At 65.1% G+C, this 16,190-nt stretch carries 13 protein-coding genes; 8 read left to right on the top strand and 5 right to left on the bottom strand.

What is annotated here, in order from left to right; all coding sequences use genetic code 11:
* The first annotated feature begins 52 nt into the window (after positions 1 to 52).
* From malQ to V5F78_RS04890, 3 genes are all read left to right on the top strand, one after another.
* Positions 53 to 2,119 (top strand): 4-alpha-glucanotransferase, encoded by a 2,067-nt coding sequence (gene malQ / locus V5F78_RS04900; RefSeq protein WP_394066050.1) that lies wholly within the window; start codon positions 53 to 55, stop codon positions 2,117 to 2,119.
* Positions 2,116 to 4,896, top strand: a complete 2,781-nt coding sequence (gene treY / locus V5F78_RS04895) for a malto-oligosyltrehalose synthase (protein WP_394066051.1) — start codon at positions 2,116 to 2,118, stop codon at positions 4,894 to 4,896. The genes malQ and treY overlap by 4 nt, the downstream gene beginning before the upstream one ends.
* Positions 4,897 to 5,001: 105 nt before the next feature.
* Positions 5,002 to 5,316, top strand: coding sequence for a hypothetical protein (locus V5F78_RS04890; protein ID WP_394066052.1), 315 nt, complete (start codon positions 5,002 to 5,004; stop codon positions 5,314 to 5,316).
* Positions 5,317 to 5,514: 198 nt separating this feature from the next.
* On the opposite strand, the gene V5F78_RS04885 is transcribed toward V5F78_RS04890, so the two are convergent.
* Positions 5,515 to 5,895, bottom strand: a complete 381-nt coding sequence (locus V5F78_RS04885) for a DUF6481 family protein (protein WP_394066053.1) — start codon at positions 5,893 to 5,895, stop codon at positions 5,515 to 5,517.
* Between the two features lie 204 nt (positions 5,896 to 6,099).
* On the opposite strand from V5F78_RS04885, the gene V5F78_RS04880 reads away from it, so the two are divergent.
* From V5F78_RS04880 to V5F78_RS04865, 4 genes are read left to right on the top strand one after another with little or no spacing between them, the layout of a single operon-like run.
* Positions 6,100 to 9,723 (top strand): response regulator, encoded by a 3,624-nt coding sequence (locus V5F78_RS04880; RefSeq protein WP_394066054.1) that lies wholly within the window; start codon positions 6,100 to 6,102, stop codon positions 9,721 to 9,723.
* Complete coding sequence (locus V5F78_RS04875; protein ID WP_394066055.1) at positions 9,720 to 10,568, top strand: CheR family methyltransferase; 849 nt, start codon at positions 9,720 to 9,722, stop codon at positions 10,566 to 10,568. Before V5F78_RS04880 ends, V5F78_RS04875 begins: the two co-directional genes overlap by 4 nt.
* An 8-nt stretch (positions 10,569 to 10,576) precedes the next feature.
* Positions 10,577 to 11,137, top strand: a complete 561-nt coding sequence (locus V5F78_RS04870; protein WP_394066056.1) for a chemotaxis protein CheB — start codon at positions 10,577 to 10,579, stop codon at positions 11,135 to 11,137.
* Positions 11,134 to 12,180: a two-component system response regulator gene (locus V5F78_RS04865; RefSeq protein ID WP_394066057.1), complete on the top strand. Its 1,047-nt coding sequence runs from the start codon at positions 11,134 to 11,136 to the stop codon at positions 12,178 to 12,180. Before V5F78_RS04870 ends, V5F78_RS04865 begins: the two co-directional genes overlap by 4 nt.
* Positions 12,181 to 12,191: 11 nt before the next feature.
* Here V5F78_RS04865 and V5F78_RS04860 read toward each other — a convergent pair whose 3' ends face one another.
* The 4 genes from V5F78_RS04860 to V5F78_RS04845 form a co-directional block, all read right to left on the bottom strand.
* Positions 12,192 to 12,440: a hypothetical protein gene (locus tag V5F78_RS04860; RefSeq protein WP_394066058.1), complete on the bottom strand. Its 249-nt coding sequence runs from the start codon at positions 12,438 to 12,440 to the stop codon at positions 12,192 to 12,194.
* Between the two features lie 21 nt (positions 12,441 to 12,461).
* Positions 12,462 to 13,178 (bottom strand): adenosylcobinamide amidohydrolase, encoded by a 717-nt coding sequence (locus tag V5F78_RS04855; protein WP_394066060.1) that lies wholly within the window; start codon positions 13,176 to 13,178, stop codon positions 12,462 to 12,464.
* Positions 13,179 to 13,339: 161 nt separating this feature from the next.
* Positions 13,340 to 13,564 (bottom strand): alkylphosphonate utilization protein, encoded by a 225-nt coding sequence (locus V5F78_RS04850; RefSeq protein WP_394066062.1) that lies wholly within the window; start codon positions 13,562 to 13,564, stop codon positions 13,340 to 13,342.
* 261 nt (positions 13,565 to 13,825) lie between these two features.
* A complete protein-coding gene (locus tag V5F78_RS04845; protein WP_394066064.1) occupies positions 13,826 to 14,863 on the bottom strand; it encodes a DUF4434 domain-containing protein in 1,038 nt (345 codons plus the stop codon).
* Positions 14,864 to 15,018: 155 nt separating this feature from the next.
* Here V5F78_RS04845 and wecB point away from each other — a divergent pair, with 155 nt between their 5' ends.
* Positions 15,019 to 16,152, top strand: coding sequence for a non-hydrolyzing UDP-N-acetylglucosamine 2-epimerase (gene wecB / locus V5F78_RS04840; protein ID WP_394066066.1), 1,134 nt, complete (start codon positions 15,019 to 15,021; stop codon positions 16,150 to 16,152).
* The last annotated feature ends 38 nt before the right edge of the window (positions 16,153 to 16,190 follow it).

Below are 16,190 nucleotides of genomic sequence, written 5' to 3'. Positions count from 1 at the left end.
GGCCCGTTCCGCGCGCAAGTCCGCGCCCGCTTTTTCCTGAAGGCCATTTTCCATGGATGATGCCCTGCTCGACCTCGCCCGGCTCGCCGGCATTTCGCCGTTCTGGACCGACGCATTCGGCCGACCCCAGGCGGTGCCCCATGAGGTTCTGCGCGCGCTGTTGCGGGCGCTCGATCTGCCCGCCGATACGCCCGGCGACATTGCCGACAGCCGCGCGCGCCAGCGCGGTGGCACTGTGGATGGCCTCGCGCCCCTCCTGACACAGGATGCGGGCCGTGCGATCCGCATTCCCGCGCCGAAAGGGGCGCTGCGCATGCGCTATCGGGTCACGCTGGAGGGCGGCGGCCTGGTGGAGGGCGAGGCGGACGTGGAGAACGGCGCCATCCTGCTGCCAGCCATCGACTTGCCGGGCTACCATCGGTTGGAGCTGGGGGATGCGCAGACCACGCTCGCGGTGGCGCCGGCCCGTGCGTTCGGGCTTTGCGATGTCACGGGGCGGGACGATCCGCGCCTGTGGGGCCTTGCGGTTCAGATCTATGCGCTGCGGCGCGACGGCGATGGCGGAATCGGCGATTTCTCGGCGCTCGCGCAGCTCTCGGTAAAGGCGGCCAATGCCGGCGCCTCGGCCTTGGTGCTGAGCCCGGTTCATGCACCGTTCGCCGCCGATCCTGCCCATTTCAGTCCTTACTCCCCCTCAAGCCGCCTGTTCCTCAACCCGCTGCATTCCGACCCGGCCCTGATCTTCGGTGGCCCCGCGGTGGATGCGGCGGTGGCGGCGCTCGATCTCGGCCCGCTTCGCACCTCGCTTGAAGCATCCGATCTGGTGCAATGGGACAAGGCCGGCGCGGCCAAGATCGCCCTGCTGCGCTATTTGTTTGAGACCGTCCTGCCGCACGAGCCGCAATTGATGGCCGCGTTCGAGGCGTTTCGCGCGGCGGGCGGACAAAATCTGGCCGACCATGCTGTGTTCGAGGCCCTGCACCAGCGCCAGTTCGGCGAAGGGCGCGGGCAATGGCACTGGCGCGGATGGCCGGAAGGGTTTCGCGAAGCCCGCGGGCCCGCCGTCGCCGGCTTCGCCCGCCGCCACGCGAAAGAGGTGAGCTTTCACGCCTTCCTGCAATGGGTTGCCGACAAGGGGTTGGCGCAGGCGCAGGATTCCGCCCGGTCCTCCGGCATGGGCATCGGCCTCATTTCCGACCTTGCCGTCGGCGCGGATGGCGGTGGAAGCCAGGCGTGGAGCCGGCAAGACGAGATGCTCATCGGCTGTTCCATCGGTGCGCCGCCGGACCTCTTGAACTCGATCGGCCAGACTTGGGGCCTGACGGCCTTCTCGCCGCGCGCCTTTGCCGCCAGCGGCTTTGCCAGTTTCCTCGACATGCTCCGCGCCGCGATGGCCCATGCGGGCGGCGTGCGCATAGATCACATCATGGGCCTGTCGCGCCTGTGGATGGTGCCGGATGGCGCGCCGCCCGCGCACGGCGCCTATCTCGCCTATCCGTTCGACGATCTGGCGCGCCTCGTGGCGCTGGAATCCCACCGCCACCGCGCCATCGTCATCGGCGAGGATCTCGGCACCGTGCCGGAAGGCTTCCGCGAGCGGCTTGCGGCGCGCGGCATTCTCGGCATGCGGGTCCTGTGGTTTGAGCGCGAAGGCGCCCAGTTCAAGCCGGCCGACGCCTATGCCCCCGGTGCCATCGCCGTCACCGGAACCCACGACCTGCCCACGGTCACGGGCTGGTGGAGCGGGCGTGACATCGACTGGCGCAGCCCCGCCGGACTGTTGGCGGAAGGCAATACCGAGGAGGCCGAGCGCAGCGGCCGCGCCGAGGACCGGGCGCATCTATGGGACGCCATCGGCGACGGCGGCCTTCCGCCACCCGATCAGGGCGAAGCGGTATTGGACGCCGCTTTACAGTTTCTGGCCGCCACCCCAAGCCCGCTGGTGGTGCTGCCGATGGAGGATGCGCTCGCCTTGCCTGAGCAGCCCAACCTGCCGGGCACGGTGGAGGAGCATCCCAACTGGCGGCGGCGCCTCGCAGGCCAGGCCGCTCAAATCTTGGAGGAGCCGGAGGTCCAGCGACGGCTTCATTTGCTTAACACCGCAAGGAGCATGGGATGACCGCGCCTCGCGCCACCGTGCGCCTTCAGTTTCACCGTGAATTTCCGCTCGATGCCGCGATCCCGCTGCTGGATTATTTCGCCGATCTCGGGATCAGCCACATTTATTCCTCGCCGCTGCTCACCTCGCGCCCCGGCTCGCGCCACGGCTATGACACGGTGGATCACGGCACGCTCGATCCCGAATTGGGTGGAGAGGCCGCCCTGCGCCGGCTGGTGACGGCGCTACGGGAGCGGGGGATGGGGCTGATCCTCGATATCGTGCCTAACCATATGGGTGTGGGCGGCGCCGACAATCCGGTCTGGCTCGATGTTCTCGAATGGGGACGCGAAAGCACCTATCGCGAATTCTTCGATATCGACTGGACCCCGGCGGACACGCGGCTTTCCGGAAAGGTGATGGCGCCCTTCCTCGACCGCCCCTATGGCGAGGCTCTGAAGGCCGGCGCCATTCGCCTCGGCCATGATGCCGCCCGCGGAACCTTCCATTTTAGCCACCATGATCATGTCTTCCCCCTCTGCCCCCGCCACTATGGCGACGTGCTCGGGGCCGCGCGGCAGGATGTCGGCATTCTCGCGACGGAACTCGCCACTTTGGACGATCCCGAGACGGCAAAGGGCGACATCCAGGCGGCAAAGGAGCGCCTCGCGCTGCTCTTGACGCGTGAGGGCGCGCAGATCGTCGCCGATGCGCTCGATGCCTTCGATCCGGGCAGCGAAGACGGGCAGATGCGCCTGCATGCGCTGCTGGAAAAGCAGAATTTTCGCCTCGCCTGGTGGCGCGCGGCCAACGACGAGCTCAACTGGCGCCGCTTCTTCGATATCATCGGCCTCGCGGGCGTGAAGGTGGAACGGCGCGAGGTGTTCGACACCGTGCATGCGTTGGTGTTCCAGCTTTATGCCGATGGGCTGATCGACGGCCTGCGGGTCGATCATGTGGACGGCATCGCCGATCCCGGCGCGTATTGCCGCCAGCTGCGGCGCAAGCTTGCGGCCCTCGATATCCAGCGGCCTGCGGATACACCCGTCGGCGGTTATGTGGTGGTGGAGAAGATTCTCCATGCGGGAGAGACGATGCCCGCCGCCTGGCAGATGGACGGCACCACCGGCTACGACTTCATGGATGAAGTTTCCTCGGTGCTCCACGACGGCAGCGCGGACGACGCGTTGGAAAAAATCTGGAGCCAGGCCACGCAGGATTCCGCCACCTATGCGGTGCAGATGGAAAGCGCGCGGCGGCAGATCCTGCGTGAAGGCTTCGGCACCGAGATGAACACCGCAGCCCGCGCCCTTCACGAAGTGGCGCAGCAGGATCTCGACACCCGCGACATCACCCTTGCCTCCATCCGCCGGTCCTTGCGGGAACTTGTCGTCGCCTTCCCGGTCTATCGCACCTATGCCGACGCGAGCGGCCGCTCGGCGCAGGACTGGACCTATTTTTCCCAAGCCCTCGCCCAGGCCCGGCGCCGCCTTGCGCCCATAGACCATCCGGTTCTCGATCTGCTGGACCGCTGGCTGGGCGGAGAAGCGCCGCGCGCGCTCGGCGGCGACTTGGAGCATGCCGGCACCCGCGCCTATGCGATTGCAAAATTCCAGCAGCTCACCGCCCCCATTGCCGCGAAAGCGGTTGAGGATACGGTATTCTATCGCTACGGACGTCTGCTCTCGCGCAACGAAGTCGGCTCAGATCCGGCACAGATGGCTCTGCCGGTGCGCGCCTTCCACGCCCTGGCGGCGGCGCGCGGCATCGCGTTTCCCGACGCCATGCTGGCCACCGCCACCCATGACCACAAGCGCGGCGAGGACAGCCGCATGCGGCTCGCGGTGCTGAGCGAAATCCCCCAGGAATGGTCGATGACGCTGGCGGACCTCATGGAGGCGGCGCAGCCGCTGCGCGAGGCGCTGGGGGCCCTGCCCCCGCCGACCCCTGCCGACGAAGTGATGCTCTATCAGGCTCTGATCGGCGCCTGGCCGCTGGATCTCGGGCCGGAAGACGGCGGGCGCCTGCATGGCCTGCTGGAGCGTGTCGCCTCCTGGCAGATCAAGGCATTGAGAGAAGCCAAGCGCCATACCAATTGGGTCTTTCCCAATACCGACTACGAGGCGGGCTGCGACAGCTTCCTGCGCCTGATCCTTACAGATGGACGGGGCAAGGCGGTGCGGGCGGTGATCGCCGCGCTGGTGCAACGCCTCGCACCCGCCGGAGCGCTCAATGCGCTGGCGCAGATCACGCTCAAATATACCGTGCCCGGCGTACCGGATCTCTATCAAGGCACGGAGTTCTGGGACTTCAGCCTGGTGGACCCGGACAACCGTCGGCCGGTGGATTACCGCATCCGCGCGGCGGCCCTTGCGCACATCGGCCCACCCGCGACCTGCCTGCCCCACTGGCGCGATGGACGGGTGAAGCAGAGCCTCATCGCGACGCTGTTGCGTGCGCGCGCGGCCTACCCGGGCCTGTTCGCGCGCGGCAGCTATCTGCCGCTGGAGGTGACGGGATCAGCGAGCAATCAGGCGATTGCCTTCGCGCGCCAGCATGGGGAGACGAAGCTGGTGGTGGTGGCGAACCGCCTGTGCGCCGGGTTGCTCGGCCCCACAGCCGACCAACCTCTGGTTCCGGGGGAACCGCTCCAGGGTACCGATCTCACTGTGCCGGCGGACCTTGTGGGCACCTATGACGATCTTGCGAGCGGGCGCGCCGTCGCCCTTACGCAGACGATGCCGCTCGCCAGCCTTCTCGACCGCATGCCGGTGGCGGTCTTGCTCACGGCGCCCTGAGGAACCAGAATTACCGGTGACGCGTTGTGCTTGAGCGTAACTACGGCGAGGGTTCTCCGTCATCGGGCGATGCGAGGCCCGGCGCCGACAGTGAGGGAGGCGAAAATGGGCAAGCAGACCGGCGCTGGCCAGGGCCAGCACACCGACAAGAAGCTGGATCAAGCCCTAGAAGACAGCTTCCCGGCCAGCGATCCACCTGCCACCGGGCCGCGCGGCATCACCGGCGCGGAAGCTGCGCCCGCGTCGCCGGAACGGGTACCGACCGAAACCGAGGCCGAATGCCAGGCGGAATCCGACGCCCTCGATGAGGCGCTGGACGATAGCTTTCCCGCCAGCGACCCTCCGGCTCAGAATGTGAAGCGCGGTGCCGACGACGCGGCGCCGGAAGAACTCTGCCCGCCGACGCCGCTCAAACGCTAAGGCAGCAGAAGCGCAGGCTGCATCTCGCTTGAAAGATGGCGCCCGCCGATTGTCGGACACGGGCGCAAACTGCACGCCTCGTGCCGCAATCCCACCCGACGGCGAACTGACAGCACCCCGCGACCGTGCGGGGGTGCTGTCAGACAGCGTGCGTCAGGTCGTGCTTTGGGAGGGAGGTGTCGGGAAACGCCCCATGATTCAGCGCTTCTTGGCCTTGCGCGCCGCATAGCGTGCATCCCGCGCGGCCTTCTGTTCGGCCCGCAAGCGCTCTTCCTCAGCTTCCGCTTCCGCCTTCAGGCGCTCGGCTTCCGCAGCTGCTTCGGCTTCCGCGCGAATGCGTTCAGCCTCGCGCTGCTCCTTCTCACGTGCTTCCTGCTCTGCACGGGCCGCCTGCTCACGCTCGCGCTCCGCCGCGCGCTCCGCACGGGCCGCCGCCTGCTCCGCGCGGGCGGCGCGCCGCGCCACAGCTTCGGGGTCGTCTTCCTTCGCACGGGCACTGAACTTCTCGAGCATCGCCGCGCGCGCCTTCGCCTGCGCTTCCAACCGCTCGTTCAACCCGGCCTTCTTCACACCCTTCATGTCCCATCCATCGTCTTGCGGTCCAACGCCTCTCTCATATAGGCAAATCGTCGTCCGCGCAGCACGACGCGGAGCCGGCGCGCCATTTTATCCGCCCAAGGCCCGAAAAGGGCGACGGCATGGCGCAGGCTCTGCCGCCCGAATATGAAAATTCATCAATTGCCCCTATGTATTCACCATTGGGATGGTGTGCAGGGGGAGCCCATGGCGGGGGCACAATCAAAAAGCGGATGGCTGCAAAATCTCTCCGTCCAAAGTAAAATCGTAGGCATCATCGCCCTGCTGCTGGCGTGTTTCCTGGTTTCACTCGGCGTCACCCGCATGACGGTGTGGCGGATCGACGAGCAGCGGGCGAGCGCCGAACAGTTGACCGCCTTCATCAAGGAGGTCAACGCGAGCGCCCGGGCCATCAATCGCCGCCAGATCGCATTGATGCGTGCCGCCTTCTCACCCACCGAGCCCAATCTTCAATACTACCGCACCACCGACGCAACCTTCACCGAACAGCTGGACCAGGTGAGAAAGCTGGCGGGCACGGACTCGATCCTTGTCGGTCAGTTCGAGCGCGTACGGCTTCTCAACGACTCCTGGAAGGAGCAGGTGGCGAGCCCGGTGGTGGCGATGGTATCTCGCTCCCTCGGTTCTCCCCTTCCCGGCACGGACCTGAATGCTGCGCTCGGAAGCTTCCTGACGACCGAAATTACCGATATCGGCAGCCGCGGCATCGCGGCCGGCCTCGACCAGATGTTGGCGACCTCTTCCGCCCGCCTGGAAGCCGCGCAGGACGACCTCGAGGAAGGTGAGCGGCTGCTCGGGATCATCAATCTGTCCGCACTCCTGACTGCGCTCTGCATGGCTGCGGCAGCCATCTTCATGATGTCGCGCCTGGTATCGGCACCGCTTCGGCATGTGGCGCAGCTCATGGAGCGCCTCGCCGCGCACGATCATTCGATCGTCGTCACGCATCTCGACCGCCGCGACGAGGTCGGGACCATCAGCCGGGCGCTGCAAGTGTTCAAGGCCATGGCGATCGAGACCTACGACAACAATTGGGTCAAGACGGAACTCGCCGGTCTTTCGCGGAAGCTCCAGGAAACCAAGGAATCACGCGAGTTCGCGCAGATCATGGTGCGGGAGGTGTCGGGGCTGGTCGGAGCCGGGGTCGGCGTCTTCTACAGTTTCGACCCGGACACCGGACTGCTCGAATTGCGCGGCAGCTATGGCTACAAGGAACGCCGCCACGTCAGCCCCGATTATCGGCTCGGCGAGGGCCTTGTGGGCCAATGCGCGCTGGAGCGCAGCACCATCGTCCTCAGCCCCGTGCCGGAAGACTACGTCCGCATTCACTCAGGCACGGGCGAGGCAAACCCGCGCGCGGTCTTCGTCCTGCCCATCGTTTCCAAGGACCAGTTGCTGGGCGTATTGGAACTCGCCACCTTCGAGCCATTGCAGGGCCGGCGCCTGGCGCTCGTGGAGGAGCTGGCGCCGCTCGCCGCCATCAGCCTCGACAATCTGATGCGCGCCCGCCGCACCCTCGCGCTGCTGAAGCAGACTCAGGAACAGACCGCGGAGCTGCGTGCCGCGGAAGAGGAATTGCGCAGCCAGCAGGAAGAATTGCGCACCACAAACGAGCAGATGCACGCCCAGTCCCAGCGCCTCATCGCCTCCGAGGAGCAATTGCGGGTCCAGGCAAAGGAATTGCAGCAGACCAACGATATTCTGCGGCACAATGCCGAGGAATTGGAAAAGCAGAAAGCCAACCTCGCCGAGCTCCAGTCGGAAACCCAGACCAAGGCCGACGATCTCGCACGCGCCAATCAATACAAGTCGCAATTCCTCGCCAACATGTCGCACGAGCTGCGCACGCCGCTCAACTCCCTGCTGATCCTCGCCCACGACCTGTCGGAAAACCGCAGCGGCAATCTGGACGAGGACCAGATCGAGGCCGTGTCTATCATTCACGACAGCGGTGCGAACCTGCTGCGGCTTATCAATGAAATTCTCGATCTTTCCAAGGTCGAAGCCGGCAAGATGGAGCTGGTGCGCGAGCCGCTGCAGGTGGCCGATTTTGCCCGCAGAATGGAGCGCAATTTCCGCCACATGGCCGACGAGAAGGGTCTCGCCTTCACCATCGACGTTGCACCGGACGTGCCCCCCGTGATCGTCACCGACGACGGAAAGCTGGAGCAGATCACCAACAACCTGCTGGGCAATGCCTTCAAGTTCACCGCCAGCGGCAGCGTCACTGTGGCATTCACACACTGCGCGGACCTACCGGGCGGCGGAGTGGCGATCGAGGTGACGGATTCCGGCATCGGCATTCCCCCGCAGAAGCTCGACACCATCTTCGAGGCGTTCGAGCAGGTGGATGCCAGCACCCGCCGGCAATATGGCGGCACCGGGCTCGGCCTTGCGATCTCCCGCCGTCTGGCGATCCTGCTCGGCGGCGATGTCACGGTCCGCAGCACCGAGGGCGCGGGAAGCACGTTCCGCCTCACCTTGCCCGTGGCCGCCGATGCCGAAGGACAGGCGGCCGCCGCCCGCGAGGCCATTTCCCCCCGCGAACCGGGCACCGCCGCGCCGGCGGCCCATCCGATCGCCGGCACGCCCGAGCGCCCGGCCTATACCGCGCGCCCCCAGCCCTTCCTGGCGGACGACCGCAACCTGATCGCATCCGGCGACAAGGTTGTCCTGATTATCGAGGACGATACGGCTTTATGCCGCTCGCTCATGGGCATCGTGCGGCGCAAAGGTTATCGGGTGGTTGCCGCTTCGGACGGCGAGACCGGCCTGGCGTTCGCGCGCACCTATAATCCCACCGGCATCCTGCTGGATGTCATGCTGCCCGGCATGGATGGCTGGCAAGTGATCGAGGCCCTGAAGAGGGATCCGGCGACCCGCCACATCCCGGTGCATTTCCTCTCCGCCCTGGAAGAGGCCCCCCGCGCGCGCGAAGCCGGCGCCGTAGGCTTCCTCACCAAGCCGGTGAGCCAGGCGGACTTGAACGGCGCCCTGGAGCGGCTCATGCATTTCGCCGCCGACCGGCTACGCCAAGTCCTGGTGGTGGATGACGATCCGACCGCGCGCTTTTCGGTGCGCAAGCTGATCGCGAGCGCCAGTATCGAGGTTCGCGAAGCCGGATCCGCCGAGGAAGCGCTCACGTTCCTCGGCCAGCACGAGGTGGATTGCATCGTGCTCGACCTTGGCCTGCCGGGCATGTCCGGCTTCCAACTCGTGGAGGAACTGGCCGCGCGCGGCAGCATCGTGCCGGTGGTGATCTATTCCGCCCGTGACCTGACGCCGGAGGAAAGCCTGCGGCTGCGAGCCTATACCGACAGCATCGTCATCAAGGGAGCGCGCTCTCCCGAGCGGCTCCTCGACGAAGTGAGCCTCTTCCTGCACAGCGTCCGCCATGCGCCGGACGCGATCCCCCCCGAGCCCGATGGCGATCTTGCCGGCCGCAAGCTGCTGCTGGTGGACGACGACATGCGCAACATCTTCGCGCTTTCCAAGGTCCTGCGTGGCAAGGGGATCACCGTCATTCTCGCCTCGGACGGCACCAAGGCGCTGACCCAGCTCGCCGACCATCCCGATACGGAAATCGTGCTGATGGACATCATGATGCCGGTGATGGACGGCTATGAGGCCATGGGCGAAATCCGCAAGAAGCCGGCCTTCGCCAAACTGCCCATCATCGCCCTCACCGCGAAGGCGATGACCGGCGACCGCGAGAAGTGCATCGCCGCGGGGGCGAGCGATTATCTTTCCAAACCCATCGACGTGCCGAAGCTGCTCTCGATGATCCGCGTGTGGCTGGCACGGTCATGACCGAGGACGGCACCGAGGACATCGAGGGGATCGAGGCGATCGAGGTCGACCTGTTTGTCGAGGCATTGCGTCGGCGGTACGGCTATGATTTCCGCGAGTATAATCGGGCGTCCCTGACGCGGCGGATCCGCAATCTGGTCACGACCTTCGGTTCCGGGACCATCGGCCGGCTGACCGACATTTTGTTGCATGACGCAGCGCTTGTGCCGGAGGCGATCTCCGGCCTTTCGGTGCCGGTGTCGGAATTCTTCCGGGATCCGGCAAGCTTCGCCTGCCTGCGTCGCGACGTGTTCCCGGCCCTGGTCTCCTATCCCCAGGTCAACATCTGGCAGGCGGGATGCGCGCGCGGCGAAGAGGTCTACAGCCTCGCCATTTTGCTGACGGAGGCCGGGCTTTACGATCGCACGCGGATCTATGCGACGGATATTTCACCGGATTCGCTCAGCCGCGCCGCCGCGGGCATCTTCCCCGCACGCGACCTGCGCGACGCCACGGAGAGGTATAGAAGTGCTGGCGGAACGCACAGTCTGTCGGACTATTATCATTCCCGCTATGAATTTTCAAAAATCGACGCACAACTTATGCGGAATATTACTTTCGCCGAGCACAACCTCGTCACGGACGGCGTATTTTGCGAAGCGCATCTGATTTTGTGCCGTAATGTTTTGATCTATTTTACCAATCCGCTTCAGGATCGAGCGATTGGCATGTTCGCGGACAGCCTCGTGCGGACCGGCTTTCTATGTCTCGGAGCGCGTGAAAATCTCGAGTTCTCGCCCGCGCGCGACCGCTTCCAAATTGTCAACGCTGCCACACAGCTGTATCGCTTGAGGCCAAGCTATTGAGGGGAGCGATGGAGGCCATTGTGATCGGCGCTTCTGCTGGCGGCCCCGCCGCCCTCCAGACGATCATGGCGGGCCTGTGCACCGATATTCACGTCGCCGTCATCCTGGTGGTTCATGTGAGGGCCGACACGGAGGATCTGATGTCGCCCTTGCTGGACCGGTCTAGCAAATGGCCGGTGACAACCGCGCGTGAACGCACCAGCATCCTGCCGGGCCATGCCTATGTCGCGCCACCCGGGTACCATTTGCTGATCGAACGGGATCGCCGCTTCTCCCTGTCTGTGGATAAGCGCATCTCCTTCTCCCGCCCTTCGATAGATGTCCTGTTCGAAAGCGCGGCCGACGCCTATGGAGCAAACCTCGTCGGCGTGCTGCTGACGGGCGCCAATGCCGACGGCGCGGCTGGTATGAAGCGCATCCGGGAAGCCGGAGGAACCGCCCTCATCCAGGATCCCGCCGACGCCGCCGTTCCCATCATGCCGCAAGCCGCGCTCGACATGGCTGGCGCGGACCTGTGTGCCCCGCTGCCCGAACTCGTCGCGGCGCTCAACCGAATGTGCCGGACATGACCGATATCGCCCGCCCCAAAATCCTCGTCGTCGATGACGTGACGGCCAATCTCGTGGCCATGCGCCATCTGCTCTATTCGGTGCGGGCGGATATTTTCGAGGCGCGGTCCGGCAACGAGGCCCTGGCGCTGTGTCTGGAGCATACCTTCGCCCTGATCCTGCTGGACGTCCAGATGCCGGACATGGACGGCTTCGAGGTGGCGTCCCACCTCAGCAACGATCCCACAACCTGCGACATTCCGGTGGTGTTCGTCACCGCGACCTATCTCGACGATATCAACCGCCTGAAGGGCTACACCTTCGGGGCGGTCGACTACATCGCCAAGCCGATCAACGATGCCATCCTGCTGTCGAAGGTCACGGTGTTCCTCGACCTGCATGTGAGCAAGCTGAAGCTCAAGGCGGCGTTGAGCGAGCTTGCCGAGCGCAACCGCCAGCTGGAAGACGAGATCGACGAGCGTCGCCGGGTCGAGAAGCAGGTGCGTCATATGGCGACGCACGATGCGCTGACCGGGCTCGGCAACCGCATTCTGTTTCTCGATCGGCTTGACCGCGCGCTCGCCCAGGCCGCCATGCGGCACGCTCAGTTCGCCTTGCTCTATCTCGACATCGACGGGTTCAAGGGGGTGAATGACAGCTATGGGCACGGCGTGGGCGATCGACTCCTGTGCGCCATCGCCGACCGGCTGCGCAATGGGGTGCGGCGCGAGGATATTGCGGCACGCCTCAGCGGAGATGAATTCGCCGTCATCATGGACGGCATCACGGATGCGGAGGTCGCCCTGTCACAGGCTCAACGGCTGTGCGCGGCGCTCCAGCAGCCCTATGTTTTGGCCGATCAGGAGGCAACGGTGACGGTGGAGGTAAGCGCGAGCATCGGCGTCGCCCTCTACCCCGACCACAGCATGACCGGCATAGATCTGATGCGCTCGGCGGATCGGGCGATGTACCAGGTCAAGCAGGCCGGCAAGCGCGGCGTTGCCATGGCCCACACCACCCTGCTCGACGTGCCGCGGGACACCGACGCGCCGTCGCCCACATAGGCCGGCCTGCCTCAGGCCTGTTCCTTGGTGCGCACGGTGCGCCGCGCCTTTTCACGGATGGCGCTGCGCTGAGAGGCCTCGGCGGCCTCGCGCGCTTCCCGCAGCGCCTTCAGCTTCGCCATCTTGGCGCGGGCGGCGTCGGCATCCTTTTCATATTCGGGCGCTGCGGCGGCTTCCGGCTCTCCGGTGCGGCCCTGCAGCTTCTCAAACGTCTTCTCGGCCTGCGCGCGGGACAAGCTGCCCTTCATTGCTGCCGTCATTTCAAAACTCCCATGATCGCTTCAAGCGTCCGTGGTTACGCTGTTCTGGACGAGCCATTGGTCCAGGGCGGCGTCGGTGGCGCGGAGAATCGCCGCGCCCACTGCTTCGCCCACGGCAGTGTGCATACCCGCGAACCGTTCGGAAGAGTGTCCCGGCGGCGAACTGAGAACCACGCAGTCCGTCCCGGTTCCGGTCACGGCCTCATGCATCCCCGCCCGCCGGTATCCTGCACCAATTATCGCGACGGTGCGAGCCTGCGTCACAAGGCTCGCGGCCTCAAGCAGCGCGGCGTCGTGCAGCGGCACCGAGACATCGCAGAGAATATTGATCGTGCCCGGACCAACCCAGGGCGTTGCGACGCGCTGCCCGACGCGCTCGCCATTGTTGAGGCCGAGCGTGACGAGGCATTCGGCCCGCACGCCCTCCACGCTGGCGCTGGCGTGATGGTGGAAGGCGACGTTGCGCGCCGTCATCATCCCCACCGCATCCTCATGCCCAGCCTCCGCCAGGCGCTCGGCAAACCAGCACGCGGGGTCGAGGCCGGGCGTCAGATCGGTGTTGCGCACTTCCAGCCAGACCACCTTTCGCGCATCCACGATGCCCGGGCGATTGAGCGACCAGCTCACCATGCGACGCGGCCCGGCGAACTGCGCCACCAGCCAGGGCCGCGCACAGGCGATCACGAACGCGCGCGCCTCGCCGGCATCGCCCGAAGCGCAGGCCGCCGGCACGCTCATGCGGCGCGCGCGTTCAAGCGAAGCTCATCAGATAAGCCATGACACAGACGACCAGGATGATCGCGACGAGAATCCAGTGCCGGGCGGCGAAATTATGGAGAATCATGCAGGAACTCTAAGCACAAGCCGGCCGTAACGGAAGAGTGGGCATGCGCTCCGCCTCAGGCTTTCTTCAGGAAGCAGGTTTTCAGCACCAGATCCTTGATCTTCTCCGCGTGGCACTCGATTTCCTCGGCATTGTCGGTCAAGCGGATGTTCTTGATCAACGTGCCGCGCTTCAGCACTGAGGACGAGCCCTTCACTTTCAGGTCCTTGATGACGTGAACGCTATCGCCATCCTTCAGACGGGCGCCGTTGCTGTCCTTGACCACCAGTTCATCGCTCATGCCGCACCCTCGCGGGCGCCGCGCGCAGCAGCACGCGCGAAAGCCGCCCGCCAGCGGTCTCTTCCAATTTCCAAGCCAGTGCAAGGGGGATGGCGGCGCGGTGCGCGGGGAATAGCGTCGCAGGGGCGCGGAAGGACTTCCGGCACAGGCCGGGACGGTTTGCGCGGATCGCGCGACACCCAATGGCTAGATTCGAGCCGGCTAACGTAAATATTTTCTAGAGCCAACAACGTGCGCGTAAAACGAGCGTTTCTTAAAGTATTAAATATTTCTTAACGCGCCAAGCGCCCGCTCGGCAAAGCTGGCTGGATGGGATCGGCTCAGCACGGCGCGTTCGTAGGCGGCGCCGAGCGCCTGGGCCTTCGGGTCCGCGCCGGCCATATAGGGATAGACAGCGAAGGCGAGGATCCGCGCCGGGGCGATCCGCGCGGCGGCCTCCAGTTGTGCCTGCACCCGTTCGAATTCTGCGGGCACGAGCCGCAGATCCTCCGGCCCGGCGCCGGGCAATTGGGTGAAAATCTCCAGCACCAGATCGAATGCGGCGTTGCGCTGTTTCAACAAGGCGAACAAAGGGGCGAGGCGCTCGTAATTGACCATGCCGTAGACCCCGACGCCATCCTGCACCATGAGCCGGATCGGGCCGACGTCCAGCACGTCCGACCACACATCTGTGAGGTAGCCTGCTCCCTCCAGTTGACTAAAGAATGTCGAGATGGACAGCGGCGCGCCCTTGGTTCCCAGAGTGTCACGCAAGCGGAGCAGATAGCTCTTCAGATGGGCGCGATCTTCTGATTTTCTCCAGCTATACTGATCTATTTCATATGGCACATACCATCCAGCAAAGGAAGGATGGGATGAATACGGTGTATTCGAGATAAATCTTGCGCCAACCTCCGCCATTTCAGACATGAATGCCGCCAGGCCGATCTGCTCCTGGCCCATCAACACTTTCCAATAGCGATGGTCGTAAGGCAATCCTACGGTCACGCTTAAGCCCGCGGCATAAGCGAGATCCATGAAAGCGACCACGCTTTCATCCGACATCCGATATTCTTCGCCGAAGCTCGTCCATTGCAAGACCACGTCACGGCATTGTAATGCACGCAGTGTAGCGACTTTTTCAGCCCATTGGGTTTGGGAGAGCTTGAGATCATCTTTCCAGATTTGCAGGAAACTGCCATCAAGGCGGGTCGGGGCCGGACCGGGAATAAGGGCCGACGCCGCCAGCGGGATCGCAGCTCCGCCGAGCAACACATATAATGCAGTGCGGCGTGTAAAGAATTGAGTAGTCTTTTTCATGCGAATTGCGTTCTGGGTTTCGGGGCTGGCGCGGTAGCGACCGTTTCCAGCGGACATGTGGGTGCGAGCGTCGATTCCTTGTAGCGGGATGCGCGGCGTCTGACACGGCATTCCCACCCGATCCGTCGACCGAGTTCCAAAATCGAAGGCAGCAGATGCGGATACTGAGCGTTTTTGGGACCCGGCCGGAAGCCATCAAGATGGCCCCCTTGGTCTCGGCCATTGCTGCGGAACCGTCGCTGACCTCGCTCGTATGCGTTACCGGGCAGCATCGCGCGATGCTCGATCAGGTGCTCGGCCTGTTCCAGATCACCCCCGATTACGATCTCGACGTCATGAGGCCCAACCAGACGCTGAATGCCTTGAGCGCCCGCGTGATCGCGGCGCTCGACCCGGTGCTGGACGAGGCGCGGCCGGACCGCGTGCTGGTCCATGGCGATACCACCACGGCGCTGGCGGCCGCGCTGGCGGCGTTCAACCGGGGCATCAAGGTGGGGCATGTCGAAGCGGGGCTGCGCACCTATGATCTTGCGCGCCCGTGGCCCGAGGAAATGAACCGGCAAGTGGTGGATCGCCTGTGCGATCACCTGTTCGCGCCCACCGCCGCCGCCGCCGCCAATCTCGCGTCGGAACATGTACAGGGTCAGGTCACTGTGACCGGCAATACCGGCATCGACGCCCTGTTCCTGACCCTCGCGCGCATTGATGGCGATGCCGCTTTGCATCAGGAGCTGGATGCGCGGTTCGCGAATTTCGGCACCGCGCGCCGGCTCATTCTGGTGACCGGACACCGACGGGAGAATTTCGGCGCCGGCTTCGTCGCCATCTGCGATGCGCTGGCGCGCCTGGCCCGGCGCGGCGACGTGGATATCGTCTATCCCGTCCACCTGAATCCCAATGTACGGGGCCCGGTGATGGAGCGGCTTGGCGACTGTCCCAACATGCATCTCATCGCTCCCCTGGACTATGTGCCCTTCCTGTATCTCATGCGCCGCGCCGCCCTTGTGCTGACCGATTCCGGCGGCGTGCAGGAGGAGGCGCCCTCGCTCGGCAAGCCGGTGCTGGTGATGCGCGACGTTACCGAGCGGCCGGAAGCGGTGATCGCCGGGACGGTGGAACTGGTCGGTACAGACCCGGACCGCATCGTTTCGGCCGTCGCGCGCCTGCTGGACGATCCTGCCCATTATGCCCGCTTCGCCCAGCGCCTGAACCCCTATGGCGACGGCAAGGCATCCGGCCGCATCGTCGATACGTTGTGCGCGCGCCGCACCTCGACGTTCGCCGCCTGACCCCTCTCCCCCTCGCCAGTTCGCGCCGCCACGTGATT

It is taken from the genome of Roseixanthobacter glucoisosaccharinicivorans, assembly GCF_043195095.2.
Taxonomy (GTDB): domain Bacteria; phylum Pseudomonadota; class Alphaproteobacteria; order Rhizobiales; family Xanthobacteraceae; genus NCEH01.
The sequence above is the reverse complement of the archived record's forward strand: the minus strand, read 5'-3'. Positions and strand labels throughout refer to the sequence as shown.